We start from the raw sequence: 26,440 nt of genomic DNA, 5'->3' as shown, positions 1-26,440 counted from the left end.
TTACGGAATAAGCGCTATCGGCCGATTTCTTCTAACTTTTTGACGCTGCGGCATTTGCTTGCCTTCCACGCAGCTTACGGCGTGACCAGCGCACGCATCCAGTCGGGCAAGTCCATGGCCTTTTGTTTGGGAAAATCCACCCAAATGGTCGTTGCCCCACCGGCCGCGCAAATCACACCCGGCGCTGCGGCGCGTTCCATCGTGCCCCAGGTTTCAAACGTGGTGCGAGCCGGGTCGCTCACGTAGAGCTTGAGCAGCACCTCGTCGGGGTATTGAAGCTGCTGGTAGAAGTTGCAAAAAGCGTTGACGATGACCGGCCCTTGGCCCGCAGGATCGGGGTTGCAGCCCGCAGCCACCATCCAGTCGATGCGCGCCGACTCCAGATAGCGGAAGTACACGGTGTTGTTGACATGGCCCATGGCATCCATGTCGCCCCAGCGCACGGGAAAGCGCATCTCGTGGACGAGTTTCTTGTGCGCTGGAATCTCGATTTTCATGGGAAGCAACAATTGAAAATGATGAAAAAGATGAGCTAAGCGGCGGCGGGGTTCCTACCAGTGCCACCGTGGATCTGGCTCCGCCGGTCCACCGCAGGCGTCCCCCTCAGGGGGCTGAAGGCCGCGGCTCCAAGCCTGCCTGCGCAGGCTTGGACGGCCCTGATGAGCTGCTGCCTCCGGCAGTTGCACGAAGGCGCGATGCGACGCAGGGGAATCTAAACGCCAAAGCCATCGTCGGCCGCAATCACCGCGCCATTCACAAAATGGCTCTGGTCGCTGGCCAGCATGACGATCAGCGCGTCCAGGTCCTGCGGCTGCCCCACGCGTTTGCGCGGCAGCATGGCAATGAGTTTTTGGCCCTGCTCAGTGCGCCAGTGATCGTGATTGATTTCGGTGTCGATGTAGCCAGGGCAAAGGGCGTTGGTGTTGATGCCGAAGCGCCCCCATTCGAGCGCCATGGCTTTGGTCATCTGCACCACGGCGGCCTTGCTCATGCAGTAGGCACCAATTTGCGGCAGCACCTTGAGGCCCGCCATCGACGCAATGTTGATGATGCGCCCCCCAGTGAAACTGCCGGGCGCTGCGCCACGCGAGCGTGCCAGCATGCGCTTGCCCACTTCCTGCGCCACAAAAAAGGCGCCTTTGACATTGGTGTCGAAGATGAAGTCGAAATCCTGGGGTGTCACATCCTGCAGGCGCTGCGTGGTCGAAACGCCCGAGTTGTTGACCAGGATGTCGATCGAACCCATCTCGGTCTCGGCGTGCGCTACAGCAGATTTGATGGAATCGTGGTCCGTCACATCCAGCTCGACCACGTGCGCGTCGCCCCCCTCGCCCTCGATGCGCGCGCGCAGCTCCTTGAGTTTTTCCACGCGCCGGCTGGCGAGCACCACGCCCGCGCCGGCGCGCGCCAGGGTGCGCGCAAACTGCGCGCCCAGACCGCTGGACGCGCCCGTCACGAACGCCACGCGGCCAGAAAGGTCGATGCTGTAGGCCATTTATTCACTCCTTGAAAAATTCAAAATAGAACGATCGTTCGATTATGATGAACCGTTGAATACAATCGGTCGCATGCCGGACAGCCGCCAGCTTGGCGGGGGCCCGAGAATCCGTTCATTATCAAACGCATAGTTGCACGCCATGACCAACGAAGAAATCCTCAGCGCCCACGGCCCCCGAGAATCCATGGAATACGACGTGGTGATCGTCGGCGGCGGGCCGGCCGGCCTGTCGACCGCGATCCGGCTCAAGCAGCTTGCTGCGCAGCACGAGAAAGAAATTTCGGTGGTGGTGCTTGAGAAAGGCTCCGAGCCCGGCGCCCATATTCTTTCGGGGGCCATCATGGACCCCAAGGCCCTGACCGAGCTGATTCCCAACTGGAAGGAACTCGGCGCCCCGCTCAACCAGCCCGTCACCGACGACGCCATGGTGTTCCTGGGCGAAAAGTCGTCGTTCCGCACGCCGAACTTTGTGCTGCCGCAGTGCTTTCAAAACCACGGCAACTACATCGTCAGCCTGGGCAACGTCACGCGCTGGCTGTCCGAGCAGGCCGAAGCGCTGGGCGTGGAAATTTTCCCTGGCTTTGCCGCCGCCGAAGTGCTCTACAACGACAATGGCAGCGTCAAGGGTGTGGCCACCGGCAACATGGGTGTGGGCAAGGACCACGAACTCACAGGTGAGTTCCAGCTCGGCATGGAGCTTCTTGGCAAATACACGGTGTTCGCCGAAGGCGCACGCGGCAGCCTGGGACGCCAGCTGATCGCGCGCTTCAAGCTTGATGCCGATTGCGACCCGCAAGCCTATGGCCTGGGCGTAAAAGAGGTCTGGGAAATCGACCCGGCGCGCCACCAGCCCGGCTTCGTACTGCACACTGCCGGCTGGCCGATGGATGCCGACACCTATGGCGGCGCCTTTCTGTACCACGCCGAGAACAACACCGTGTCGCTCGGCTTCATCACCGGGCTCGATTACAGCAACCCCTACCTGAGCCCGTTTGAGGAATTCCAGCGCTGGAAGACGCACCCCAACATCCGCTGGTACCTGGAAGGCGACGAATCCAAGGGCATCAAGCCGGGCAAGCGCATTGGCTACGGCGCTCGCGCTGTGACGGCCGGTGGATTGCTCAGCCTGCCGAAAACCGTGTTTCCCGGTGGCGCGATGGTCGGCTGCGAGGCCGGCTACATGAACGTCAGCCGCATCAAGGGCAGCCACGCTGCCATCAAGACCGGCATGCTGGCAGCCGAAGCTGCTTTCGACGCCATTGCCGCCGGGCGCCAGCACGACGAGTTGACCGCCTACCCCAAGGCGTTCGAGGCAAGCTGGCTCTACACCGAGCTGAACAAGGCACGCAACTTCAAGGCCTGGTTCAAGAAGGGGCTGACCACTGCCACGCTGATGAACGGCATCGAGCAGTTCGTGCTCAAGGGCAACATTCCCTGGACACTGCACCGCGACAAGCCCGACTACGCCAGCCTCAAACCCGCCGCCGAGTGCAAGCCCATCGTCTACCCCAAGCCCGACGGCAAGCTCACCTTCGACCGGCTCTCCAGCGTGTTCATCAGCAACACCAACCACGCCGAGAACCAGCCGGCGCACCTGACGCTCAAGGACGCCAGCGTGCCGGTGGCCATCAACCTGGCGAAGTACGCTGGCCCCGAGCAACGCTACTGTCCGGCCGGTGTCTATGAGTTCGTGCCGGACGAGGCCAAGGGTGGCAATGCACAGCGGCTGCAGATCAACGCGCAGAACTGCGTGCACTGCAAGACCTGCGACATCAAGGACCCGACGCAGAACATCGTCTGGATTCCGCCCGAAGGCGGCGGCGGCCCGAACTACTCGGGCATGTAATCAAGTTTGATAGCTGTCAACGATTGATGGGCCTGCGCTGCAGGCCTTTTTTATGAAATATTCAGCGGCAAATCGGCCTTTTTCAGCGTGCGCAGCACGAAGCTGGAACGGCTGTGGCGGATGCCCTTGATCTTGTAGAGTTTTTCGCGCAGCAGGCGCTCGTAGTCGCGTGTGTCCTTCACCACCACCCGCAACAGGTAGTCGTAGTCGCCCGAAACCAGGTGCGCCTCGATCACCTCGGGAATGCTGGCCAGCGTTTCGCCAAACTTCTCCAGCGTGTTGTCGGAATGGCTGTCGAGCGTGACCTGCACCAGCACCGTATCTGCCAGGTCGAGCGCCTGCGGGTTGATGCGCACGGTGTAGCCTTCGATCACACCGGCCTCTTCCATCTTCTTGATGCGGCCCCAGCACGGCGAGGGACTCAGTCCCACGGCCAGGCCAATTTCCTGCAGGCTGGCGCGGGCGTTCGCCTGCAGGACGGAGAGAATTTTTCTGTCAAGTCGATCCATGAAGTTCATTATTCTGGATTTTTAGAAATTACAGAATATTTTTCTGTAAAACCTTCTACCTTCTCCAAACACAGAAAATCCATCCAGACCTGATCGGGCACACTTATCCCATCAAGGCGCTCTTACCGGAGCGCACAAAATGACAAGGCTCCGGCTGGTTACCGCCAGACCGGAGCGCTTGGCACAACAGCGCATGGTGTGTGCACGCCGCTGGCATAACCCTGATCTGCATGTGTGGTTGGCAGGCCTACGGCACCGCACAAACCCGGATAGTTCCGTACCAGCGACCTCCCCATAATTTCCCGAGCTGACTGCACGCAAAGGCTCTGCCGCCCGTGCCACCCCATCCCCTCTCAGGAACCACCATGCAATTGAACAAACTCGTCCTCGGCTTGGGCTTCGCATTCGGTCTGATGGCCGGCGCAAGCGCGCAAACCACCATGCGTATCAGCATCTCTACCGCGCAGAACTCACACCAAGGCGTGGCCATTGATGTCTTTGCCAAAGAGGTAGAAAAACGCACCGGCGGGCGCTACAAGGTACAAACCTTCTACAACGGTGCCCTGGGCGGCGAGCGCGAGTCCATCGAGTCGGTGCAATTGGGTACCCAAGAGCTCGCCTTCAGCTCCACCGGGCCGGTGCCCAATTTCGTTCCCGAGGCAAAAATTTTCGATGTGCCCTTCCTGTTCCGCGACAAAGCCCACGCCCGCGCGGTGCTGGACGGCCCGATCGGTCAAGAGATGCTGACCAAGTTCGACAGCAAGGGGTTCAAGGCGCTGGCATGGGCCGAGAACGGCTTTCGCCACATGACCAACAGCAAACGCGACGTGAAGGTACCCGAAGACCTCAAGGGCCTGAAGATGCGCACCATGGAAAACCCGGTGCACATTGCTGCGTACAAGGGCTTTGGCATCATCACCACGCCGATGGCATTTCCCGAGGTGTTTACCGCGCTGCAGCAAGGCACGGTCGATGGTCAGGAGAATCCCCTTTCGGTCATCATTTCTGCCAAGTTCGACCAGGTGCAAAAGCACCTCACACTCACCGGCCATGTCTATTCGCCCTGCATCTTTCTGATGAACAAGGCGTCTTTTGACAAACTGTCTGCGGCCGACAAGCAGGCGTTCCTGGACGCCGCCAAGGAAGGCGCCAAGGCCAACCGCGCTCGCGTGGACGAAGACGATGCCAAGGGCGTGGCCGACCTGCGCGCCAAAGGCATGACCGTGATCGACAACATCGACAAGGCCCAGTTCGTCGCTGCGCTGGCACCGGTCGAAGCGCAGTTCGAGAAGCAGTTTGGCAAGGACAATCTCGACAAAATCCGCAACTACAAATAAGTTTGCTTCATTTTTTGTAGCTACTCACGCCCGCCAGATCTGCCCTGGCGGGCTTTTTTATTCAAACTTTTGCACCGCTGCGCATGCGTGCGGCTGCAACCATGAAAAACGCTTTTCTCACCCTTGAACGCTGGACCACGGCGCTTGCCCTCTGGGGCGCCTGCGCCATGCTGGCGGTGTCGGCGTCGCTCGGCATGTTCCAGATCATCATGCGTTTTGTGCTCGAGCAGCCAGCAGAGTGGACCGAGGTGCTGATCCGCTTCTCGCTGATCTGGATGGTGTTCCTCGCCATTCCCTGCGCCTTCCGCCAGGGCGCCATGGTGAGCGTGGATGTGCTCTACCGCTGGAGCGGGCCGCGCGTGCGGCGCGTGCTCGACTGGGTGGTTGCGCTGGCTGCACTCACGCTCATGGCCATCATCGTCTGGTGGGGCTGGGACTACTCGGTGCGCGGCCGCGTTCAGACCATGGCGGGGCTGGAATCGCTCTCCATGTTCTGGGCCTACATCGCCATGCCCGTCGGTGCGGTATTCAGTGCGATCGGGATTATTGGCAACCTGATCGACCCCCGCCGCATGGAACTGGAGACGGCGCAATGAGCGTGGTGATGATCTCCACCATGGTGCTGTGCTTCGCACTCACCATTTCGGTGGCCGTGTCGATCGGGTTGGCGTCGATTCTGGGCATTCAAGCCTCGCATGCGCACATGCTCATTTCCGTCAAGGAAATGTTTGGCGCCATCAACAAGTTCCCGCTCGCCGCCATTCCGTTCTTCATCCTCGCGGGCAACCTTATGGAGGCCGGCGGCATCTCGCGCCGGCTGGTGGAGTTTGCCAAGAGCCTGGTGGGCGGGGTGCAGGGCGGCCTGCCCATGACCTGCGTGCTCACCTGCATGATCTTTGCCGCCGTCTCCGGCTCTTCGGTGGCCACCACTTTTGCGATTGGCGCGATCCTGGTGCCAGCCCTGGTCAAGCACGGCTATCCGGTCACCTACGCGGCATCCTTGCAGGCCACTGCAGCCGAACTGGGCGTGGTGATTCCACCATCGATTCCGCTCATCCTGTACGGTGTCAGCGCCGAGGTATCGATTGGCGAGCTGTTCATCGCCGGCTTCGGCCCCGGAGTGCTGATTGCTGGCACGCTGATGCTCTTTGTCTGGCTGTACTGCAAGTGGAAAGGCTGGGGCAAGAACGATGGCGAGGGGCGATTGCCCGTCGGGCGCGCCACACTGCAGGCGGGCTGGGCGCTGCTGATGCCGATCATCATCCTGGGCGGCATCTATGGCGGTGTGTTCACGCCCACCGAGGCCTCGGCCGTGGCGGTGTTCTACGCGCTGCTGGTGGGCGTGGTGATCTACCGCGAGATTGGCATAAAAAGCCTGGCTGCCGTGCTGCGCCGCTCGGCGATTTCGTCGGCGGTGATCATGTTCATCATTGCCAACGCGGGGCTGTTTGCCTTCCTCATCACGCGCGCTGGCGTGCCCGAAGCCATTGGCCACTGGCTTGAAGGCGTGCTCAAGTCGCCCGCGTATTTTCTGCTGGGCGTGAATGCAGCGCTGTTTTTCATTGGCATGTTCATTGAAACCAGCGCCGCCATCATCGTGCTCGCTCCCATCCTGGCTCCGGTGGCCGCGCACTTTGGTGTGGATCCGGTGCACTTTGGTCTGGTGATGGTGGTGAACCTGGCCATGGGCATGATCACGCCGCCCTTTGGCGTGAACCTGTTTGCGGCTTGCGCGGTGGCCCGCATCTCGCTCGATCGCATCGTGGGCCATTTGATGCCGTTCGTGCTGGTCATCATGGCCTGTCTCATGGTCATCACCTACGTGCCCGAGCTTTCGCTGTGGCTGCGCGATCTGGTCTACGCGAAGTGATGCCGGACGCTGCGCGGCTGCTTTAGAATTCCAGGGGTCAGGAGAGAGCGTCCACCCCAAAGCGGGGCTGCGACGCCGCCGAAGGCGCAGGTTCACCGAACGCTCAGGCAAAAGGACTGGCAGCCGCCCGCAGCGATGCGGGCGTTTCCTTGCTGGAGAGAGGCCGCACGCTGCGCAGCGCAGCGCCGGTCCACCGAAGGAGCAAACCGCACGGCCAGCCAGGGCAGCGCGGTGAATCTCTCAGGTAAAGCGGACAGCAGGGCAAATTCCGTGGCTACGGCCACGGCCCGTATTTGCCTAAAGAGTCCTTTCATGACCGCTGCTGCCACCGACCTCAAGACCACACCGCTCCACGCCCTGCACCTGGAGCTTGGCGCGCGCATGGTGCCGTTTGCCGGCTACTCCATGCCGGTGCAGTACCCGGCTGGCCTGATGGCCGAGCACCGTCACACGCGCACGGCGGCGGGTCTGTTTGACGTCTCGCACATGGGCCAGTTGCGCCTCACCGGGGCCGACGCTGCAGCTGCCTTTGAAACACTGATTCCCGTGGACGTCATCGGCCTGGCCGTGGGCAAACAGCGCTACGGTCTGCTGCTGAACCCGGAGGGCGGCATCCTCGACGACCTGATGTTTTTCAAGGAAAGCGACGAGAGCCTGTTCGTCATCGTCAACGGCGCCTGCAAGGACGCCGACATCGCCCACATCACTGCACACATTGGCCAGCGCTGCACCGTGCAGCCCCTGCCGGAGCGCGCCCTGCTCGCCCTGCAAGGCCCGCAGGCGGCTGCGGCGCTGGCGCGGTTGGCGCCCGGCATTGAGCAGCTTGTCTTCATGACCGGTGGCAACTACTCCATTGCTGGCACCGACTGCTTCGTCACGCGCAGCGGCTACACCGGGGAAGACGGGTTTGAAATTTCGGTCCCCGCGCGCGAGGCCGAGGCCCTGGCCCGCGCTCTGCTGGCCCAGCCAGAGATTGCTCCGATTGGCCTGGGCGCACGCAATTCGCTGCGGCTGGAGGCCGGCCTGTGCCTCTATGGCAACGACCTCGACACCACCACCACGCCCAGTGAAGCGGGCCTGAACTGGGCCATCCAGAAAGTGCGGCGCACCGGTGGCGCGCGCGCCGGCGGCTTCCCCGGTGCTGAGACGGTACTGGCGCAAATCGACGATCCGACGCTGCTCACCCGCAAGCGCGTCGGCCTGATCGCCACCGAGCGCGTGCCGGTGCGCGAACCGGCGGTGCTTGAAAACATGGACGGCCAGCCAATTGGCCAGGTCAGCAGCGGCCTGCTGAGTCCCATGCTGAACCAGCCCATTGCCATGGCCTATGTCGGTCCCGACTACGCAGCGCCCGGTTCCCAACTGTTTGCCATGGTGCGCGGCAAGCCGGTGCCGATGCAGGTCAGCGCCATGCCGTTCATCCCGGCGCGCTATTTCCGCGGCTGAGCCGTCGCGGACTCCCGCATTGCCCCCTTTCACACCGCCCGTTACAGTGGCCAGTCCACTTTTTCAAAGCTTTTTTCTGGAGCATTCTCATGACCGTTAAGTACTCGCGCGACCACGAATGGGTAGACATCAGCAACCACGAAGCCGCCACGGTGGGCATCACCTTGCACGCGCAGGATGCGCTGGGCGATGTGGTGTTCGTCGATTTGCCCGAAGTGGGCGCAACTTTTGCCCAAGGCGAGGTGGCAGGGGTCGTTGAGTCGGTCAAAGCGGCTGCCGATGTGTACATGCCCGTGTCCGGCGAAGTGGTGGAGGTGAACGAAGCGCTGCGCGCTGATCCCTCGCTGGCCAACACCGACCCATTGGGCACAGGCTGGTTCTTCCGCGTGCGTGCAAGCGACATGACGCAGTTTGACGCGCTGATGGACGAGCCCGGCTACGCCGAGTTCGCCAAGGGCGCCTGAGCGATTCCTGACTTTCCCCTCCCCGCTTTCGCCGGCGCCCTCCGCGCGGGCGAAAGCTCTTTTTCTGCCTACGCCGATGACCTCCACCCCTGCCCTGCGCGCACTTGAAAACGCGGACGAATTCCTGCCCCGCCATATCGGCATTGATGCCGAGGACGAGGCGCTGATGCTCTCGGCCATTGGCGAGGCGTCGCGCCGGGCGCTCATCGACTCCATCGTGCCGCGCTCCATCGCGCGCCGCTCGGTCATGGATTTGCCACCCGCCTGCACCGAAGCCGACGCGCTGGCCGAGCTCAAGGCCATCGCCGGAAAAAACCAGGTGCTGCGCAGCTTCATCGGCCAGGGTTACTACGGCACGCACACCCCCGGCGTCATTCTGCGCAACGTGCTGGAGAACCCCGCCTGGTACACCGCGTACACGCCCTATCAGGCCGAGATTTCGCAGGGGCGCATGGAGGCGCTGATCAATTTCCAGACCATGGTCTGCGACCTGACGGGCATGCCGGTGGCCAATGCGTCCATGCTCGACGAAGCCACGGCAGCGGCCGAGGCCATGACGCTGGCTCGTCGCTCGGTCAAATCGAAAAGCATGCGCTTTGTGGTGGCCGGCGACGCGCATCCGCAAACCATCGAAGTGATCCAGACGCGCGCCGCGCCCATGGACATCGAAGTGGTGCTGGCCAATTCGCTCGATGAATGGAACGCCGCACTCGGTGGCGAGTATTTCGCCGTGCTGGCGCAGTACCCCGCCACCAGCGGCCGCATCGACGAACTTGCCGCCGATGTCGAAAAAGTGCACGCCAAACAGGCTGCCTTCATCGTCGCCGCCGACCTGCTGGCCCTTACGCTGATCGCCCCACCAGGCGAATGGGGCGCAGATATCGTCGTCGGCACGACCCAGCGCTTCGGCATGCCCATGGGCGCGGGCGGCCCGCACGCTGCCTTCATGGCCTGCCGGGACGACTACAAGCGCTCCCTGCCCGGGCGCCTGGTGGGTGTGAGCGTGGACGTGCATGGCGCCCCGGCCTACCGCCTGGCGCTGCAAACGCGCGAGCAGCACATCCGGCGCGAAAAGGCCACCTCCAACATCTGCACCGCCCAGGTATTGCCGGCGGTGGTGGCCAGCATGTATGCGGTCTATCACGGGCCTCAGGGATTGACGCGCATTGCGCAGCGGGTAGCGAGCTATACCGCGATTCTTGCCAAGGGCCTGGAGCAGCTTGGCGCGCCAGTGCGCGCGCAGGCCACGTTCGACACCGTATCGCTCAAGACCGATGGCGCTACCAAAGCGATAGCTGCTCGCGCAGTATCCATGGGCGCTAACCTGCGAATTTACTTTGAAAATTGGCTGTGCATTTCGCTCGACGAGACCACCACGCGCGCCGACATTGAATTGCTCTGGAAGATTTTCGCCAAGGACGGTCAGGCGCTGCCGTCGTTTGAAGCGTTTGAGGGCGGAGTGGATCTGCTGATCCCTTCCGAACTGCGCCGCACCAGCGCCTTCCTCACGCACCCGGTGTTCAACACGCACCACTCCGAGACCGCGATGCTGCGCTACATCCGCCAGCTCTCGGACAAGGACCTGGCGCTGGACCGCAGCATGATTCCGCTGGGCTCTTGCACCATGAAGCTCAACGCCACCAGCGAGATGATGCCCATCACCTGGCCGGAGTTCGCCCACATGCATCCTTTCGCGCCCGCCGACCAGTTGGCCGGCTACCGCCTGCTCGACGAGCAACTGCGCGCCTGGCTGTGCCAAGTCACCGGCTACGCGGGCGTGAGCCTGCAGCCCAACGCCGGCTCGCAAGGCGAGTACGCGGGCCTGCTGGCCATCAAGGCCTGGCATGCAGCGCAAGGCCACACCGAGCGCACCGTCTGCCTGATTCCCAGCAGCGCACATGGCACCAACCCGGCCAGCGCCCAAATGGTGGGCATGCAGGTGGTGGTCACCGCCTGCGATGCGCAAGGCAATGTCGACATGGCAGATTTGCGCGCCAAATGCGAGCAGTACAGCGAGCGCCTGGCCTGCATGATGATCACCTACCCCAGCACGCACGGCGTATTCGAGACACAGGTGAAAGAGCTCTGCGCCCTGGTGCACCAGCATGGTGGCCGCGTGTATGTCGATGGCGCCAACCTCAACGCCCTGGTGGGCGTGGCCGCGCCGGGCGAGTTTGGCGGCGACGTCAGCCACCTGAACCTGCACAAAACCTTCTGCATTCCGCACGGCGGCGGTGGGCCGGGCGTTGGCCCCGTGTGTGTGGTGGAAGACTTGGTACCGTACCTTCCCGGCCATGCCACGGGTGGTGTGGCAGGCGGTGTTGGCGCAGTCAGTGCTGCTCCGCTGGGCAATGCCGCCGTGCTGCCCATCTCCTGGATGTACATCCGTATGATGGGCGCTGCCGGTCTGCAGGCCGCGACCGAAGTGGCCATCCTCTCGGCCAATTACATCAGCGCGCGGCTCAAGCCCCATTACCCCACGCTGTACGCGAGCGGCAACGGCCATGTGGCGCACGAGTGCATTCTGGATCTGCGCAGCTTGAAGGACACCAGCGGCGTGATGGCCGAAGACGTCGCCAAGCGCCTGATCGACTACGGTTTTCATGCCCCCACGCTGTCCTTCCCGGTACCCAACACGCTGATGGTGGAGCCGACCGAGAGCGAAAGCCTGTTCGAGCTTGACCGCTTCATCGACGCGATGATCGCCATCCGTCAAGAGATCCGCCAGATCGAATCCGGCGCCTGGCCCCGGGACGACAACCCCCTGAAAAATGCCCCGCACACAGCCCACAGCCTGGTCGCGCAGGATTGGACGCACCCCTATCCCCGCGAGCTGGCTGCTTACCCTGTGGCCGCTTTGCGCAGCAACAAGTACTGGGCGAGCGTGGGCCGGGTGGACAACGTCTACGGCGACCGCAACCTGTTCTGCAGTTGCCTTCCTGTCGGTTCTGTCGAGTAAGCACTTGCCATGACCGCCGGCAGTTCGTGCCTGGCCTGCCAGCCGGCCACGCTGCAGACACTGGTGCAGTCCCAGCCCGCCTTGGCAGCGCTGTGGCAAGCGCTGCCAAGGCGCAGCTTCGACGCTGGTGCCGTGCTGCTGCGCCAGGCGGACGCCAGCGACCGCTGCTGGCTGCTTGAAAGCGGATTGGTGCGCTTTTACTACCTGAGCGAAGCAGGGGTGGAGCGCAACCGGTCCTTCCACTTGGCAGGCAGCTGGGTCGCAGGCGCCATGCCACCACTGTCTCTGCCCAGCCCCTGCACCATCGAAGCCGTGGAAACGACGCGGGTGGTCGAGTTGCCCTACGCGGCTTTGCACGACTGGCAGCGGCAGTTTCCACAGACGCAGACTTTGCTGGACGACGCGCTCGGCTACCTCTTCACCCAGCAGTCACGGCGCGAGGCCCAGTTGCTGACCTTGTCTCCCGAAGAACGCTACCAAAGGTTTTTGCAGACGGACGGCGAACTGGCTGCGCGGCTCCCCATGCACCAGGTGGCAAGCTACCTGGGCATCTCGCACGTGTCGCTGTCGCGCATGCGTGCACGGCTGGGCATGACCCCGACGCGGCGCGGCTGACGGGCGTCAAGATGGCGGCCAGGCATTCACCGTTCTGGCCAAACCTGGCATGACCACCTGCGGGAGCAATTGCTGGTCCATGACCGCGTCGGCGTCCACCAGACCATTGCGCTGCAACAGATAGGCCGTCAAGGCATAGACCTCGTCGTCGCTCAAGGTTTTGGGGGCCTGGCGGGGCATGGCGCGGCGAATGTAATCGAACAGCGTCGTGGCGTACGGCCAGCTGGCCCCCACGGAAAGCACGAGCAATGGGTATTTGGCAATCCGCAGCGGACGCAGCGGGTCGCGCCAACTGAAAAATCCGCCAGATCCGACCAAGCGCGCCGCTGGCCCTTCGATGCCCTTGGCCCCATGGCAGACCGCACATTTTTCCTGATAGAGCTGAGCGCCCTGCAGTACGCTGCCCTGCCCCGGCGGGAGGTTGCGGCCATCTGGAAAAACGGTGATGGAATAGCGTGCAATCTCCGCGCTCTCCAGCGCTAGTCCCAACCCGATTTCGGCTGCCGTCTGGGCATGCAGCGCACTGAAACCCAGCAAAGCGCCGAGACATAGGGCTCGCAGGACGCGCAGCAGCCACTTAAACATACGCGTTCTCCACACGGCCATCGGTACCCACGCGCCAAGACTGGACGGCGTTGTAGTGGTTGAAGGAATGCATGGCATAGCGCCGCTTCCATTCGCTGCGCAGCGGCTGCACGCGCCCGTGTTCATCGGTGGCACGGCTCATCAGCGTGGCCTTGCGCCCTTGCCACCGCCACGGCAGCGTGAAGCGAGTGAAAGCACGGTCCAGCACCGGATCGTGCAACTTTGCAGTCACCCAAGAGGCGCCGCCATCCACAGAAACATCCACCCGCGCAATGCGGCCATGGCCCGACCAGGCCAGCCCGGCAATTTCGAAAAAACCTTTGGGGTCGGGCAAGGTCTGCAGACCGGAAGGGTGCGTGATGACGGACTTCACATCCATAGGGAAAGCAAAGCGCTCGATGCGCCCATCAGCCAGCGCCTGGGTGTACAGGCCCGATTCATCCTTGGAGTAGGCGGGCGCATCGGTCACTTCCAGCCGGTGCAGCCACTTCACATTCACGTTGCCTTCCCACCCCGGCATGAACAGCCGCATCGGGTAGCCTTGTGACGGCCGCAGGCGCTCGCCGTTCTGGTACAGCGCCACCATCGCGTCCTTCAGCAGCGCGTCAAGTGGCAGGCTGCGGGTGTGCGATGCAGCGTCTGCACCTTCGGCCACCACCCAGCGCGCGCTGTCTTTCACGCCGGCCTCCTGCAGAAGGTACGACAGCGGCACTCCGGTCCATTCCGAGCAAGACACTTCGCCCGCCAACTCGCCCAAGGTCTGGTTGAGCGCGAAGGGCGACAGCGCATTGGCCGCCGAGTTGCCGGCACACTCCAGAAAATGGATGCGGCTGACCATGGGGTAGCGCTTCAAGCGTTCCAGGTCGAAACGCAAAGCTTGGGTGACCAGGCCATGAATCATCAGCGCATGCCCTGACTCTGCGATGTCCGGAACGCCGCTATGGTGCACAGCGAAATGCAGCCCGCTCGGCGTGATGATGCCGCGCTGGTTTTCCAGGGGCGAGCGCCAGACGGAAAATCCGGCATCCTGGTGCTCATGCCGCACGACCTTGCGCTCTTGCACCGACGGCTGGCCATACGGCAAATCTGCGCCACCGGGCGTCGTCATGGCATCGGGGAGCCGGGCTGCGAGCGGTTCGCCACCACGGGCACTGGCCGCCACGGAGCCGGCGCCCCAGGCGATGGCAGTGCCCAGGAACGCTCGCCTGGGCAGGGGAGCAAGCGCTTGTGCCGCAGGGGCAGGTACGTGCGCTCTGCTCACGACAAGCTCCTGGATAGCGTGCGCCTATTCCTTTGGACCATCAGGAAAAAAAACAAGGCCAGTGGCTTCTGGCGGCGTAGACAGGTCATGCGGCAATCTCTCCATGGACAACGGCTTCTCAAGAGCCGAAGCCACAGTGTTGCGCCGCCGCCGCCGAAGCGCGTTAACCTTGGTTAATGCGCACCGGGTACGGCAACCAGGGCAAGCTCCGGCGCGCGTACACTGGTACGGATGCCCGCCACGCTGGCGGGAAAGTGCGCCACGGGCTCTGCCCCATGACCAAACCCGACCTGTCCTACCTCCTTCGCAAGTCCGACCCGTCCGCCTATACGGATCCGCCTGCGCGGCCCCAGCAGGAGCGGCGTGACGAAGCTGCGCGACCCGTCGGCCCCACGGCCGCACTGATCGCCCGCTTGCGCAACTACCAGGTCGAACTGGAGGCGCAAAACAAGGTGTTGCGCTACAGCCAGGCGGCGGCAGAGAGCGCGTCCGAGCGCTTTGAGGCGCTGTTTTCCAGCGTGCCGCTGGCGCTGATGGTGATTGACGCGCACGACATGGTGGTTCAAGCCAACTCTATGGCGCACCGCTCGTTTCAACCCACCGAAGCAGACCGGCCACTAACCTCGCTCCTGCCTTTTGTGGACGCGGCGCACACGCCGCGCGTGCGCCATGCCTTCTCGCTGGCCGCTGGCAGCGGCCACGCCGAGGCCACCGAGGTGGTGTTCCACATCGGAGCCAACGCACAGATCAACGGTGACCTGCACATTGCGCGCATCGAAGCACCGCAGGACGACGGCCCACCGCAATACCAGTACCTCTGTGCCATCGTGGACCAGGGACCGCTGCTGGCCGAACGCCGCGCCTTGCAGCAAAGCACCTGGGCGCTGCAGCAGCGCAATGAACAGCTCTATGCCAGCGAAAAACGGCACGCAGCCGTGATCAACTCAGCGCTCGATGCCATCGTGTGTGTCGACCGAACCCAGCGCATCACGGTCTTCAACCCCACGGCGGCGGCGCTGTTCCAGTGCCCCGAGAGCGACGCGTTGGGCAGTCCGCTGGAGCGTTTTTTGCCGCAGGCGGCGCAGGCGCTGGCATTTGCGCAAGTGACCACGCAGGCCATGCTGGGCGAAATGACGGCGCGCACCGCGAGCGGGCGCGAACTGGCGGTAGAGGTCAGCGTCTCGTTCGAGCAGCTCGCCGACGGCGGAACCACCACCGTTTTTGCCCGCGACCTCACCGCGCACAAGCGCGCCGAAGCGCGCCGCGGCGAGCTCGAACTGCAATTGCGCGAGTCGCACAAAATGCAGGCCGTGGGCACCATGGCCGGCGGCATCGCGCACGATTTCAACAACATTCTGGGCGCCATTCTGGGCAACGTCGAACTCGCTCGGGCCGATTGCCCGGCGGATTCTCCAGTGCAGGAGAGCCTGCGCGAAATCTCCAAGGCCGGCCGGCGTGCGCGCGATCTGGTGCGCCAGATTCTGACCTTCAGCCGCAACGAAGCACCGCGCAGAACGCCCGTTCCCCTGGCAGCGATCTTGCACGACACCGAGCGCCTGCTGCGCGTCACCCTGCCTCCCGATATCGAGCTGCGGGTGCGCGCCAGCGCATCGGTGCCTGCCGTCCTGGCCGACGCCACCCAGGTGGAGCAAGCCGTGCTCAACCTGTGCACCAACGCGATCCAGGCCATGTCGGGCCGGCGCGGGCGGGTGGATGTGGAGGTGCAAGCAGCCCATCCCGATGCACGCACCTGCGAACGCCTGGGCCTGACCGCAGGCCGCTACGTGTCTGTCACCGTGCGTGACAGCGGGCCCGGCATGGATCCTGACACCCTCACCCGCGTGTTCGAACCCTTTTTCACCACCAAACCCGTGGGCCAGGGCACGGGGCTGGGCCTGGCCGTGGTCCATGGCGTCATGCGTGCGCACGGCGGCGCGGTGGACGTAGGCAGCACACCCGGCAAAGGCAGTTGCTTCACCCTCTACTTTCCCGCAGCGGACGACCATGTCGTGCCTGCCGATTTCGCCCCCAGCAGTCCATCGCCGCTGGCTGACGCGCTGGAGAGCGCAGGGCCAGAACGCCATGTGATGTATGTGGACGACGATCAGGCCCTCGTCTTTCTCGTGCAGCGGCTGCTGCGGCGACGCGGCTACAAGGTGAGCGGTTTCACCGACCCGCGCGAGGCGCTGTCCGCATTGGCCCAGGCGCCGTGGGAAGTCGACCTGCTGGTCACCGACTACAACATGCCGGGTTTTTCCGGGCTGGAGCTGCTGCGCGAAGCCCGGCGCCTGCACCCCGATCTGCCGATGGCGCTGGCTTCGGGCTATGTAACGCAGGAGATCGAGCAAGCCGCAATGGACGCGGGCGCCGCCGCACTGGTGCACAAACCCAACGACGTGGAAGAGCTGTGCGCCACGGTCCAGCGCCTCGTGCGGGGCGATGGGTAACGGCGACACCCCTCTGCGACGCCGCCAGCGCGGCGCGGCGGCTGCTGGCCTCGGGCGTGCCAGTTCCATCCGCCATGGACCATGCGACGCACCATGAAAACTGATACGGCCACGCATTTTTCCGACGTATATCTCCTGCACCAAGACGAAGACCTACTGGTGCTCGACAAGCCTGCGGGCCTGCTCTGTGTACCCGGACGCGGACCCGACAAAAGCGACTGCCTGAGCCTGCGCGCAGAGCAGCGCTGGCCGGGCGCATTGGTCGTGCACCGGCTGGACCAGGCCACCTCTGGATTGGTGCTGATGGCGCGCAACCCGCTGGCACAGCGCGCGCTGTCGACCGCCTTTGCCGAGCGCCGCGTGCACAAGCGCTACCAGGCCATGGTGCAAGGCGCACCGCAAACCGAACTGGGCGTGCAGGATGGTGCGGGCTGGGCGACGATCGATCTGCCCATTGCTGCCGACTGGGAGCGCCGCCCGCTGCGCGTGATCGACACCGAGCATGGCAAGCCCAGCCAGACCCAGTGGCGCATCCTGAGCACGGATGCAAACACCACCCGCCTGGAACTGGCGCCGCTGACCGGCCGCACGCACCAGCTGCGCGTGCACCTGGCGGCGCTCGGCCACCCGATTCTTGGCGACGCCCTCTACGGCGCCCCGGCCACCGCGCCGCGCCTGCTGCTGCACGCCATGCGCCTGGCCCTGAACCACCCGCGAACCGGAGAGCGCCTGCAGTTCGTCAGTCCGCCAGATTTTTGATGCTTTTTTGGCCTCTGGCGCTTGCTGGATAAGCGTTATCAGCTATCAAAACAGTAGCTGTGTAGGGCGCACTTCACACCACTACGGGCTCAGGCTCCAGCCGAATGCCAAAGCGCTCGTACACGCTGGTCTGGATGGCTTTGGCCAAGGTCATCACCTCGCCGCCCGTCACGCTGCTCTCGCCGTGGCCCCGGTTGACCAGCACCAGCGCCTGCTTTTCGTACACCGCCGCCTGGCCCACAGTCTTGCCTTTCCAGCCGCAGGCGTCGATCAGCCAGCCCGCCGCCAGCTTGATGCGGCCGTCGGCCAGCGGGTAATGCACGATTTTCGGGTCGCGCGCAATGATGTCGGCGCATTGTTCGGGCGTCACCGTGGGGTTCTTGAAAAAGCTCCCGGCGTTGCCGATCACGGCCGGGTCCGGCAGCTTGGCGCGGCGGATGGCGCACACCCAGTCGAAAATCTGCTGCGCCGTGGGCTGCACCGCGCCCAGCTCGGCCGCGCGGCGCGCAAGATCAAGGTAGCCCAACTCGGGTTTCCAGGCCTTGGGCAGACGCAATCGCACCTGGGTGATGACGGCGCGCCCGGCCAGGCCCATGCCAAGAATCGCATCGCCCTGTCCGGCGGGCGCCGCAGCGGCGTGCTTGAACACCGAGTCACGGTAGCCAAAGCCACATTGGGCGGCATTGAGCGTGAAGGGCTTGCCCGTGGCCAGCTCGATGGCGTCAAGCGAATCAAACCGGTCCTGCAGCTCGACGCCATAGGCGCCAATGTTCTGCACTGGTGCGGCGCCCACGGTGCCGGGGATCAGCGCCAGGTTTTCCAGGCCGCACCAGCCCTGGTCCAGCGTCCAGGCCACGATGTCGTGCCAGCTCTCGCCAGCGCCCACTTCCACGATCCACGCGTCTTTTGTCTCGGCCACCAGGCGGCGGCCGGGTATTTCCACCTTCAGCACCACGCCGCGCACGTCGCCTGTGAGCACCACGTTGCTGCCGCCGCCCAGGACAAACAGCGGCGCATTGGCAAGCAGCGGGACGCTGGACAGCTCTGCAACGTCGGCCGCCGAGCGCAGGCGAACCAGGGTTTCGGCGCGCGCCATGATGCCGAAGGTGTTGTAGGGCTGAAGCGAGCAGTTTTTCTCGACTAACATCGGACGAATTGTCGCATTCGCCCCTCCGCGGCGCCGTGCGAAGCCTTCTTTTTCGAGGAGTTCAGCCGCCATGCCATCGTTCGATACCGTTTGTGAAGCCGATTTTGTTGAAGTGAAAAACGCGGTGGACAACGCCGCGAAAGAAATCGGCACCCGCTTTGACTTCAAAGGCACGTCTGCTGCCGTGGAACTCAAAGACAAGGAAATCACCATGTATGGCGACGCCGAGTTCCAGCTCGCCCAGGTAGAAGACCTGTTGCGCGGCAAACTCACCAAGCGCAATGTGGACGTGCGCTTCCTCGACATTGGCAAACCGCAGAAGGTGGGCGGCGACAAGGTCAAGCAAGTGATCAAGGTGCGCAATGGCATCGAAAGCGAATTGGCCAAGAAGCTGCAAAGGCTCATCAAGGACAGCAAGCTCAAGGTGCAGGCCGCCATCCAGGAAGAAAAAGTGCGCATCACCGGCGCCAAGCGCGACGACCTGCAGGCGGCGATGGCACTGATCCGCAAGGACATTGCCGACATGCCGCTGTCATTCAACAACTTCAGGGAATGACTTGGAGCATCCCCCTGAGGCGCTGCGCGCCTTCCCCCTTCTCTTGCATCGCTGCGCGATGCGGAAGGGGGACGCCCCCAGCGCGGCGGGGCGGCCCTTGCGCGGGGGCCGCTGGTTTGGGGCGCGCTGGTTTCAAGCGCTGCGGGCGGTAGCACGCGATAGGTTGCTCATATGGCTCGAATTTTGAATACTTTGGTCTTCGCTGCCTGCTTGGCGCTCGCCGGCGCGCCTGCGGCGCACGCACAGGACGTGGCGCTGGCTGGGGTGCTGGGCTCCAAGGCGCTCATGGTGGTGGGCGGCGGTGCGCCGCGCGCGGTGGCGCCAGGGGAGAGCTATGGCGGCGTGAAGCTGATTTCCGTGAGCAGCGAAGGGGCTGTGGTGGAGGCCAGCGGCCAGCGCCACACCCTGCGCCTGGGCACGCCGGTGAGCGTGGGGGCAAGCGGCAAGGGCCGGCGCGTGGTTCTCACGCCAGACAGCCAAGGGCATTTCATGCGCGAGGGACAGATCAATGGCAAGGGCACGACCTTCATGATCGATACCGGGGCGTCCGTGGTGGCCATTGGTCAGGTGGATGCCGAGCGCATGGGCCTGGATTTCCGCAAGGGCCAGCAGGTGGGCGTGCGCACAGCCAACGGCACAGCGCAGGGCTGGCGCGTGAAGCTCAATTCGGTGCGATTGGGCGACATCGAGCTGTATGGCGTGGACGCCGTCGTCACGCCACAGGCCATGCCTTTCGTGCTGCTGGGCAACAGTTTTCTGTCGGACTTGCACATGACGCGCAACGCCCAGCAGATGGTGCTGGAAAAGCGCTGAAACCCAATGACACTGGGCCCGCTGCCGCGCCAGGCACACGATGAGGAATACGAGGATCTGCTGAGCCTCTGGGGGGACCTGGAGTCGGGGTTGTCCATCCTGCTCGCCCGCCCGCTGCAAGTGCACGATTTCAGCACCAAACTGCGCCAGTTTGATCGCTGGATGCAGGACCTGGTGGCCCGGGACGTCGATGCCTCGCTCTACCTCATGTTCCAGTTGGCGTCGACCTCCACGGTGGGCTACAGCGCATCTCACGCGCTCGTGTGCGGCACGCTGTGCCACATCATGGCGCGTGAATTTCGCCTGCCCGAACACGAGCGCAATGCCCTGGTGCGCGCCGCGCTGACGATGAACATTGGCATGACGCAGTTGCAGGACGAACTCGCAGTGCAGCGCGAGCCCTTGAACAGCACACAGCAAAAAGCCATTGCCGAGCACCCGAGGGTCAGCCAGGCGCTGCTGGAAGAGCGCGACATCACCGACGATCTGTGGCTCGACCTCGTCGGTCAGCACCATGCCAACGTGCCGCTGCGTACCCCATTGGACCAACTGAAGGCCGAAGACCGCCTGACGCGCATTCTGGGCACCATCGACCGCTATGCAGCCATGATCAGCCCACGCAAATCGCGTGCGGGGCGCAGCGCCACCGATTCGGTGCGCGCCCTGGTGGGCCAGGAGATCGACCAGCGTGACGAAGTGGGCCTGATGCTGGTGCGCACCGTCGGTTTGTGCCCGCCGGGCACCTTTGTGCGCCTGGACAACGGCGAAACCGCCATTGTGCTGCGCCGCGGCGACAAACCCAACCTGCCGCTGGTGGCCAGCGTGCTTGACGCCCATGGCGCGCACTGCAGCGAACCGCATATGCACCCCACCGCGCTGGGCAAACCGCGCATCCAGTCGGCCCTGGCACGTACTGCCGTCTCGGTGGACATGAACCACCGCACCATGGTGCGGCTCGGCCTCTATGCCGCGCAGCGGGCCGCCACCTTGGTGACGCAGGGCGGCGCCGTTTAGGTTTTTCGACGGGTTTTTTCCAGTGCGAACGCAGCCGCCCGGCGGCCCGCCACGTCAGATTTTCAATCCAGGTGGCCCCACACCAGCATGGCGTCGCGCCCTTGCACCGCCAGGTCCACCTTGGCGCCCACGGGCAGCAGCACCTTGGTTTCCACATGGCCATACGGCAGGCCCGTGAGCACCGGCACAGCGATCTGGCTGCGCAGCCACTGCACCACGCTGTCCATGCCGAAACCCTTGTCGTGCGCTGCCAGGCGAATACCCGTGAACTGCCCCAGCAACACCGCCTTCTGGCGCGCCAGCACGCCCGCGTACAGCAGCTGCGTGAGCAGGCGCTCGATGCGGTAGGGGTGCTCATTCACGTCTTCGAGGAACAGCACGCCGCCCTCGACCTGCGGCAGCCAGGGCGTGCCGACGAGTGAAGCCAGCACGGCGAGATTCCCACCCCACAGCGGCGCATCGTGCAGTTCGAAGTCATAGTCCGGCGTGCTCTCCCGTGCCACGCGGCTGCGCGGGTACGGCAGGCGCCAGCCCGTGCCTTCGCCGTGGCCGGTCAGCAAGTCATCGAAGCAGGCCTGCATGATGTCGTCGGGCTCGCCGGCCACGCCAAAGTCCGGGCACAGTGCCGGGCCGGCCCAGGTGATGGCGCCGCTTTGCGCCAGCACAGCGCACTGCAAGGCAGTGAAATCGCTGATGCCGACAAAGTGCATTCCGCCCTCGATCGCACGCGCCATGGCTTGGAAGTCGACGCCCGGCAGAATGCGCGTCAGGCCGTAGCCGCCGCGCGAAATCAGCGCCACGTCGGCGCCGCTCGCGGCGGCGCGGGCGATGGCCGCAATGCGCGTCGCATCGTCGCCGGCAAAGCGGGTGTGCACGGCCAGCGCGTCGCGGTCCACCTCGACCTCATGGCCCAGCGCCTGCAACCGCTTGACCCCGCGCCGAAAGGCTGCCTTGTCGCGCACTGCGCTGGACGGCGAATAAATGTAGATATGCCGGGGCCCGTGCTGGTGACCGCATGCGCAGCCGGGGCTCGGGCCTGGGGCGGGGTGATCGTGAGACAAAGCGTGTGGCGTGAATGGAAAAAGTGTGAAAGCAGCCGAGCAAAAGATCAGGCAGCGGCCAAGTCACCGAAGTATTCCACAGCCTGCCGCGCGATCGGCTCCCCATGCTCCTGCACAAAATGCCCGGCATGCGGCAGCACCACCAGCGGCGGGCAGCCGCGCACCTGCGCCGCCAGTTGCTGCATCACGGGTTCGCCCAGCACCGGGTCTTGCGCACCGACAAACATCAGGCTGCGGCCGGTCCATTGGCTGGCCCAGAAATCGCGCGCTGCACGCGAGAGCGCCGCGCCTGCTGCGTCCCGGATGCCTGGCACCAGCGGCGGGAAGGCGCGCAGCGCAGCGCGGTAGCCGGCATCGGGAAAAGGCGCGTCGTAGGCTGCGCATTCGGCCTCGCTCATCTGCGGGTTGCCGCGCGCCAGCATGCGGCCCACGCCGAACAGCGGCTTTTGCGCGCACATCTCACGCCAGGCAAGAAAACCGGCGGACAGGGGCTGCTCTCCCGTCGCCAGCAAGGTGTTCATGGCCAGGAGCCCGGCAAAGCGCCCTGGCGCGGCCATGGGCAGGGTGAGGCCCAGAATGCCGCCCCAGTCCTGCACCACCAGCACGCAGCGCTGCAAGTCCAAACGCTCAATCCATTCGAGCAGAACCTGCCGATGTCCTTCGAAGGTGTGGAACGCATCCTTCTTGGGCTTGTCGCTCTTGCCAAAACCGATCAAGTCCGGCGCCACCACGCGGTGGCCAGCGGCCAGGAACACCGGCAGCATGTGCCGGTACAGATAGCTCCAGGCCGGGTTGCCGTGCAGGCACAGCCAGGTCAGCGGCGCATCCGGCGGGCCTTCGTCCAGGTAGTGCAGGCGCAGGCCAGCGAGCGCCGGCAGGTCGCTGACGTACTTCGGCGCCCAGGGATAGCCTGGCAGGTCTGCAAAGCGCGCCTCAGGTGTGCGCAGTGCGTCCTGGCGCAGGGGGTGGGCGGCCAGGGCCTGCGTGCGCTGGGCGCTGCGGCGGGCCTGAAAAAAATCCTCCAGCAGCGCGGCGCACTCCGGCGCCAGCACGCCGCCCTGCACCTGCGTTTGGTGATTGATGCGGGTGTTGGCAAACAGGTCCAGCGCCGAACCGGCAGCACCCGTCTTGGGGTCGGGGGCGCCAAACACCACGCGGGAAAGCCGCGCGTGCAGCATGGCGCCGCTGCACATGGCGCAAGGCTCCAGCGTGACGTAGAGCGTGCAGTCGCCCAGCCGGTAGTTGCCAAGCGCCTGCGCTGCGGCGCGCAGCGCGGCGATTTCGGCATGGGCCGTGGGGTCGTGCGCTGCCACCGGTGCGTTGCGGCCTGTGGCAAGCACTTTGCCATCGCGCACCAGCACGGCGCCCACGGGCACCTCGCCCGCCGCTGCGGCGGCGCGGGCCTGCGCCAGGGCGAGCTGCATGAAATGTTCGTCTTCGTCCGTCACTATGAAATCAATAGCTATCAGTGCTTACCAGATAAGTGCTAGCGGCCGTTTTTACCTAAAATTTACTCTGCCGGCTCAGGGCGTGGCGGGTTGAGCGCCTTGTCCAGCGCCTGCTTGTAGTCCTGCTGAATCTGCTGGCTTTGTTCGCGCACCGTGGCTGGTGCCGAGGCAGCGCCGGCGGGCGCACTCTGCAGCGCAGGAACGGCGATGCGCGTCGCGTCCACGCTCTTGCGCGTGAGCAGCGCCACCACGGCCAAGACCACCAGCAGGGAGACGATTCCAAGACCTATGCGCATGTCAGTCCTTGTGGCCGGGCACCATGCCCAGCGTTTCCATCCATTGTGCAAGCGCCTGGGCGTCGGCGCCACCCGCGCGGTAGGCGGCGTGCAGCGCGGCGTGCGATTCGGGCCGGTGCTGGTTGAGCTTGAGCGTGCATTGCAGGTCCAGCACGCGCAGCTCGAAAGCCACTATGGCACGCAGCATCTTGCTGGTGTAGTCCTCATCCAGCGCGCGCCACTGGGCCGCATACGCGGGTTCGTGCTGGGCAATCAGCGCCTTGAGCAAGGCGTCCTTGCCATTGGCCTCGTCAATGATCCGCGCCTCGACACGGCAGTGCACCGCCAGGTAGTTCCAGCTGGGCACGCGCGCCAGATCGGGGTAGACCGATGGCGAGAGGTAGGCGCTCGGTCCCATAAAAGTCGCCAGTGCCTCAGGGCGCGCAGCCAGATAGCGCCAGTGCGGATTGGCGCGCGCGCAATGGCCCAGCAGAACTTGCACGCCACCGTCCTCCTGCAAATGCAAAGGCAAGTGCGAGACAACCGGAAAGCCTGCATCGTCGGTTGACACCAAGCAGGCCAGCGGATGGGCCTGTATCAGCGTACGCGCATGGTGGGGGTCGGTAGAACGGAACTGCGGCGGCTGGTACATGGTGGACACCTCGGTACGGGACATCAGCGCAGCACTCTGGCACGCTCAAGGCGTGGGAGTGCAAGGTCTGGAACCGCTAGAAAAGTCTGCGGAAATTGGCAGCGCCCATTGCGCTGAATGGCTTTGATTTTGACCGGTGCAACACGGTCCGACAGCGTTTCATGGTGCGTCCAGCGGCAAAAGATTCAGGCCACTGGTAAAACTTCGCTGCTCGCCGCTCAGCGGGTCGGTGAATGCCAGGGAGCGCGCCAGCAGTTGCAAGGGACGAGACCAGTCACCGTCAGGCACATCGTTGACGCTTGGGTAGAAGGGGTCATTGCGCAGCGCCAGCCCCAGCGCCGCCATGTGCACGCGCAATTGGTGGCGTTTGCCCGTGATCGGTCGAAGACGGTAGCGTGCCCAGTGCGCTCCCGTCTCCAGCCGCTCAATGGTGGTCAGGCTGTTGGGCGGACCACTCACTTCCTGCATGCGAAAAAACTGCGGGCTTTCTTCAATGCGGCTGGCGCGCTCACAAGGGAAAACCTGCTCAGGCCGCCATGGGGCTACCGCTTCATACTCCTTGCAGATGCTGCGCTCCCGAAACAGCGCCTGGTAGGCGCCACGGGTTTTCTGCTGAACCGAAAACAGCACCAGGCCTGCCGTGTCGCGGTCGATGCGGTGCAGGGGCGAGAGTTCGCTCAAACCCAATTGCCGCTTCAAGCGGACCAGCAAAGTGTGGTGCAGGTAGCGCCCAGTGGGGATGACCGGCATGAAATGTGGTTTGTCGGCCACCAGCACATGCTCATCCCAGTACAACACCGCCTCCAGACCGGGCGGCTGGGGCTCGTTGTCCAGAGTGCGGTAGTAAAAAAGACGCAGGCCCGGTTCAAAACGGCGGTCCGGCAGGACGACAACTCCGCGCTCGTCCACCACCTCGCCCGCAGCCATGCGCCGCTGCCAGTCGACGCGAGACACCTTGGACAGGCGCGTGCCCAAAAAATCAAGCATGCTTCCCTCTCCTTGTGTGGGAAGCACGACACAGCTTGGGCTGACGCCACTGCGCATGGGCAGAACAACAGGACGGCGGGGGTTGTGCATCAAGCCAGGACCAAACCAGGAGGCAAAAATTGTAGATGCACCTGTCCGAAGCGTCGGAGACGCCTGCTCGGCTTGTCCGGGATTGAAACTCGGCAACGACATGCTTCGGTAAAAATTGGTAAAAACCCCAGTGTTATTCGAGAGGCCTGTGGCCCACCATGGGCTCCATCCAGTATCTCGCCACGAATAGGACTACGGCTTCATGACCGACGCCCCCATTGATTTCAGCGCAGCCGTTTTCTCCAAGACTCCCGCGGGGCAGCAGGAGATCCAGACGCGCGCTCTGGGGTTGTCGCCTCTGGCCCGGCGTCTGTTGGTGCTCATCGATGGCAAGCGCACCGGGAAAGATCTCGAACCGTTTGTCGCTGGGCATTCTCTGGCGCAATACATCGACGAGTTGCTTGGTCACGCCTGTATCGACATGAAAGTGGTGGCTCCTGCCGCTCCCCCTGCTTCCGCGCGCGCGTTCGACCCCGCCCATCCGCAGCCGACGGATGCTTTGGCTCCTACGGATTGGCTGGCCGTGCTGCCGCCAGCCGAAACGCGCAGCGACAAAGAACTCGAAATGGCGCGCAACTTCATGATCAACACGGTGAACAACATCTTTGGTCACCACAATCGCATCAGCCTCGTTGAATCCATCTTCGTTTGCAAGAGCACGAGCGAATTGCGCAACGTCTACAGCGCCTGGGCAAGTGCCCTGGAGACCACTTCGGCCGGTCACAAACGACTTCCAGAGCTGCGCGAGAAGCTGTTTGCTGTTTTGTAGCTCGCAGGCGCTTCTCTCCCTGACTGTAGGAC

25 protein-coding genes and 2 riboswitches are annotated in these 26,440 nt (G+C 64.0%); of the genes, 14 read left to right on the top strand and 11 right to left on the bottom strand.

Annotated features, from left to right (window positions below; translation table 11 throughout):
- Positions 1 to 74 precede the first annotated feature (74 nt).
- Both C6571_RS14250 and C6571_RS14245 read right to left on the bottom strand, forming a co-directional pair.
- Positions 75 to 497: an acyl-CoA thioesterase gene (locus tag C6571_RS14250; RefSeq protein ID WP_106447277.1), complete on the bottom strand. Its 423-nt coding sequence runs from the start codon at positions 495 to 497 to the stop codon at positions 75 to 77.
- 215 nt (positions 498 to 712) lie between these two features.
- A complete protein-coding gene (locus tag C6571_RS14245) occupies positions 713 to 1,495 on the bottom strand; it encodes an SDR family oxidoreductase (RefSeq protein ID WP_106447276.1) in 783 nt (260 codons plus the stop codon).
- A gap of 142 nt (positions 1,496 to 1,637) precedes the next feature.
- On the opposite strand from C6571_RS14245, the gene C6571_RS14240 reads away from it, so the two are divergent.
- A complete protein-coding gene (locus tag C6571_RS14240; RefSeq protein WP_106447275.1) occupies positions 1,638 to 3,344 on the top strand; it encodes an electron transfer flavoprotein-ubiquinone oxidoreductase in 1,707 nt (568 codons plus the stop codon).
- A gap of 50 nt (positions 3,345 to 3,394) precedes the next feature.
- Here the strand turns inward: C6571_RS14240 and C6571_RS14235 are convergent, their stop codons facing one another.
- On the bottom strand, positions 3,395 to 3,853 hold the full coding sequence (locus C6571_RS14235) for an Lrp/AsnC family transcriptional regulator (RefSeq protein ID WP_106448255.1): 459 nt from the start codon (positions 3,851 to 3,853) through the stop codon (positions 3,395 to 3,397).
- 365 nt (positions 3,854 to 4,218) lie between these two features.
- Here C6571_RS14235 and C6571_RS14230 point away from each other — a divergent pair, with 365 nt between their 5' ends.
- From C6571_RS14230 to C6571_RS14200, 7 genes are all read left to right on the top strand, one after another.
- Positions 4,219 to 5,190, top strand: coding sequence for a TRAP transporter substrate-binding protein (locus C6571_RS14230; RefSeq protein WP_106447274.1), 972 nt, complete (start codon positions 4,219 to 4,221; stop codon positions 5,188 to 5,190).
- A gap of 101 nt (positions 5,191 to 5,291) precedes the next feature.
- Complete coding sequence (locus C6571_RS14225; RefSeq protein ID WP_106448254.1) at positions 5,292 to 5,786, top strand: TRAP transporter small permease; 495 nt, start codon at positions 5,292 to 5,294, stop codon at positions 5,784 to 5,786.
- Positions 5,783 to 7,060 (top strand): TRAP transporter large permease, encoded by a 1,278-nt coding sequence (locus tag C6571_RS14220; RefSeq protein WP_106447273.1) that lies wholly within the window; start codon positions 5,783 to 5,785, stop codon positions 7,058 to 7,060. The genes C6571_RS14225 and C6571_RS14220 overlap by 4 nt, the downstream gene beginning before the upstream one ends.
- A gap of 28 nt (positions 7,061 to 7,088) precedes the next feature.
- Positions 7,089 to 7,189: riboswitch (glycine riboswitch) on the top strand.
- 13 nt (positions 7,190 to 7,202) lie between these two features.
- Positions 7,203 to 7,327, top strand: a riboswitch (glycine riboswitch).
- Positions 7,328 to 7,372: 45 nt separating this feature from the next.
- A complete protein-coding gene (gene gcvT, locus C6571_RS14215; protein WP_106447272.1) occupies positions 7,373 to 8,506 on the top strand; it encodes a glycine cleavage system aminomethyltransferase GcvT in 1,134 nt (377 codons plus the stop codon).
- A gap of 89 nt (positions 8,507 to 8,595) precedes the next feature.
- A complete protein-coding gene (gene gcvH / locus C6571_RS14210) occupies positions 8,596 to 8,970 on the top strand; it encodes a glycine cleavage system protein GcvH (RefSeq protein WP_106447271.1) in 375 nt (124 codons plus the stop codon).
- A gap of 76 nt (positions 8,971 to 9,046) precedes the next feature.
- Positions 9,047 to 11,929, top strand: a complete 2,883-nt coding sequence (gcvP, locus tag C6571_RS14205) for an aminomethyl-transferring glycine dehydrogenase (RefSeq protein ID WP_106447270.1) — start codon at positions 9,047 to 9,049, stop codon at positions 11,927 to 11,929.
- 9 nt (positions 11,930 to 11,938) lie between these two features.
- Complete coding sequence (locus tag C6571_RS14200) at positions 11,939 to 12,544, top strand: Crp/Fnr family transcriptional regulator (RefSeq protein WP_106447269.1); 606 nt, start codon at positions 11,939 to 11,941, stop codon at positions 12,542 to 12,544.
- A gap of 6 nt (positions 12,545 to 12,550) precedes the next feature.
- On the opposite strand, the gene C6571_RS14195 is transcribed toward C6571_RS14200, so the two are convergent.
- Both C6571_RS14195 and soxC read right to left on the bottom strand, forming a co-directional pair.
- The gene (locus C6571_RS14195; protein ID WP_170094747.1) at positions 12,551 to 13,129 is read right to left on the bottom strand and encodes a c-type cytochrome; all 579 of its coding nucleotides are present in this window, start codon (positions 13,127 to 13,129) and stop codon (positions 12,551 to 12,553) included.
- Positions 13,122 to 14,390 carry a sulfite dehydrogenase gene (soxC, locus tag C6571_RS14190; RefSeq protein ID WP_245901295.1) on the bottom strand — a complete coding sequence of 423 codons (1,269 nt, stop codon included), beginning with the start codon at positions 14,388 to 14,390 and terminating at the stop codon, positions 13,122 to 13,124. Before soxC ends, C6571_RS14195 begins: the two co-directional genes overlap by 8 nt.
- Positions 14,391 to 14,665: 275 nt before the next feature.
- Here soxC and C6571_RS14185 point away from each other — a divergent pair, with 275 nt between their 5' ends.
- Together C6571_RS14185 and C6571_RS14180 are read left to right on the top strand one after the other, a co-directional pair.
- A complete protein-coding gene (locus tag C6571_RS14185; protein WP_106448252.1) occupies positions 14,666 to 16,837 on the top strand; it encodes a PAS domain-containing hybrid sensor histidine kinase/response regulator in 2,172 nt (723 codons plus the stop codon).
- Positions 16,838 to 16,930: 93 nt separating this feature from the next.
- Positions 16,931 to 17,596, top strand: coding sequence for an RluA family pseudouridine synthase (locus C6571_RS14180; protein ID WP_211300639.1), 666 nt, complete (start codon positions 16,931 to 16,933; stop codon positions 17,594 to 17,596).
- Positions 17,597 to 17,669: 73 nt separating this feature from the next.
- Here the strand turns inward: C6571_RS14180 and murB are convergent, their stop codons facing one another.
- A complete protein-coding gene (gene murB / locus C6571_RS14175; RefSeq protein WP_106447266.1) occupies positions 17,670 to 18,743 on the bottom strand; it encodes a UDP-N-acetylmuramate dehydrogenase in 1,074 nt (357 codons plus the stop codon).
- 70 nt (positions 18,744 to 18,813) lie between these two features.
- On the opposite strand from murB, the gene C6571_RS14170 reads away from it, so the two are divergent.
- The 3 genes from C6571_RS14170 (at position 18,814) to C6571_RS14160 (ending at position 21,126) form a co-directional block, all read left to right on the top strand.
- Positions 18,814 to 19,299 (top strand): YajQ family cyclic di-GMP-binding protein, encoded by a 486-nt coding sequence (locus C6571_RS14170; RefSeq protein WP_106447265.1) that lies wholly within the window; start codon positions 18,814 to 18,816, stop codon positions 19,297 to 19,299.
- A 171-nt stretch (positions 19,300 to 19,470) separates the two neighbouring features.
- Entirely contained in the window at positions 19,471 to 20,112 is a 642-nt protein-coding gene (locus tag C6571_RS14165) for a retropepsin-like aspartic protease family protein (RefSeq protein WP_106447264.1), read from the top strand.
- A 6-nt stretch (positions 20,113 to 20,118) separates the two neighbouring features.
- The gene (locus tag C6571_RS14160; RefSeq protein ID WP_106447263.1) at positions 20,119 to 21,126 is read left to right on the top strand and encodes an HD-GYP domain-containing protein; all 1,008 of its coding nucleotides are present in this window, start codon (positions 20,119 to 20,121) and stop codon (positions 21,124 to 21,126) included.
- Between the two features lie 62 nt (positions 21,127 to 21,188).
- Here the strand turns inward: C6571_RS14160 and C6571_RS14155 are convergent, their stop codons facing one another.
- The 5 genes from C6571_RS14155 to C6571_RS14135 form a co-directional block, all read right to left on the bottom strand.
- Positions 21,189 to 22,187, bottom strand: coding sequence for an LD-carboxypeptidase (locus tag C6571_RS14155; protein ID WP_106447262.1), 999 nt, complete (start codon positions 22,185 to 22,187; stop codon positions 21,189 to 21,191).
- Between the two features lie 47 nt (positions 22,188 to 22,234).
- Positions 22,235 to 23,611 (bottom strand): tRNA adenosine(34) deaminase TadA, encoded by a 1,377-nt coding sequence (gene tadA, locus C6571_RS14150; protein ID WP_211300638.1) that lies wholly within the window; start codon positions 23,609 to 23,611, stop codon positions 22,235 to 22,237.
- A gap of 86 nt (positions 23,612 to 23,697) precedes the next feature.
- A complete protein-coding gene (locus C6571_RS14145; protein WP_106447260.1) occupies positions 23,698 to 23,931 on the bottom strand; it encodes a hypothetical protein in 234 nt (77 codons plus the stop codon).
- A gap of 1 nt (position 23,932) precedes the next feature.
- A complete protein-coding gene (locus C6571_RS14140; protein WP_106448251.1) occupies positions 23,933 to 24,562 on the bottom strand; it encodes an FMN-binding negative transcriptional regulator in 630 nt (209 codons plus the stop codon).
- A 159-nt stretch (positions 24,563 to 24,721) separates the two neighbouring features.
- Entirely contained in the window at positions 24,722 to 25,639 is a 918-nt protein-coding gene (locus C6571_RS14135; protein ID WP_106447259.1) for a pseudouridine synthase, read from the bottom strand.
- Positions 25,640 to 25,841: 202 nt separating this feature from the next.
- On the opposite strand from C6571_RS14135, the gene C6571_RS14130 reads away from it, so the two are divergent.
- A complete protein-coding gene (locus tag C6571_RS14130; protein WP_106447258.1) occupies positions 25,842 to 26,408 on the top strand; it encodes a hypothetical protein in 567 nt (188 codons plus the stop codon).
- The last annotated feature ends 32 nt before the right edge of the window (positions 26,409 to 26,440 follow it).

This window comes from Simplicispira suum (assembly GCF_003008595.1).
GTDB classification, from domain to species: domain Bacteria; phylum Pseudomonadota; class Gammaproteobacteria; order Burkholderiales; family Burkholderiaceae_C; genus Simplicispira; species Simplicispira suum.
This window is presented reverse-complemented; position numbering and strand designations above follow the sequence as displayed.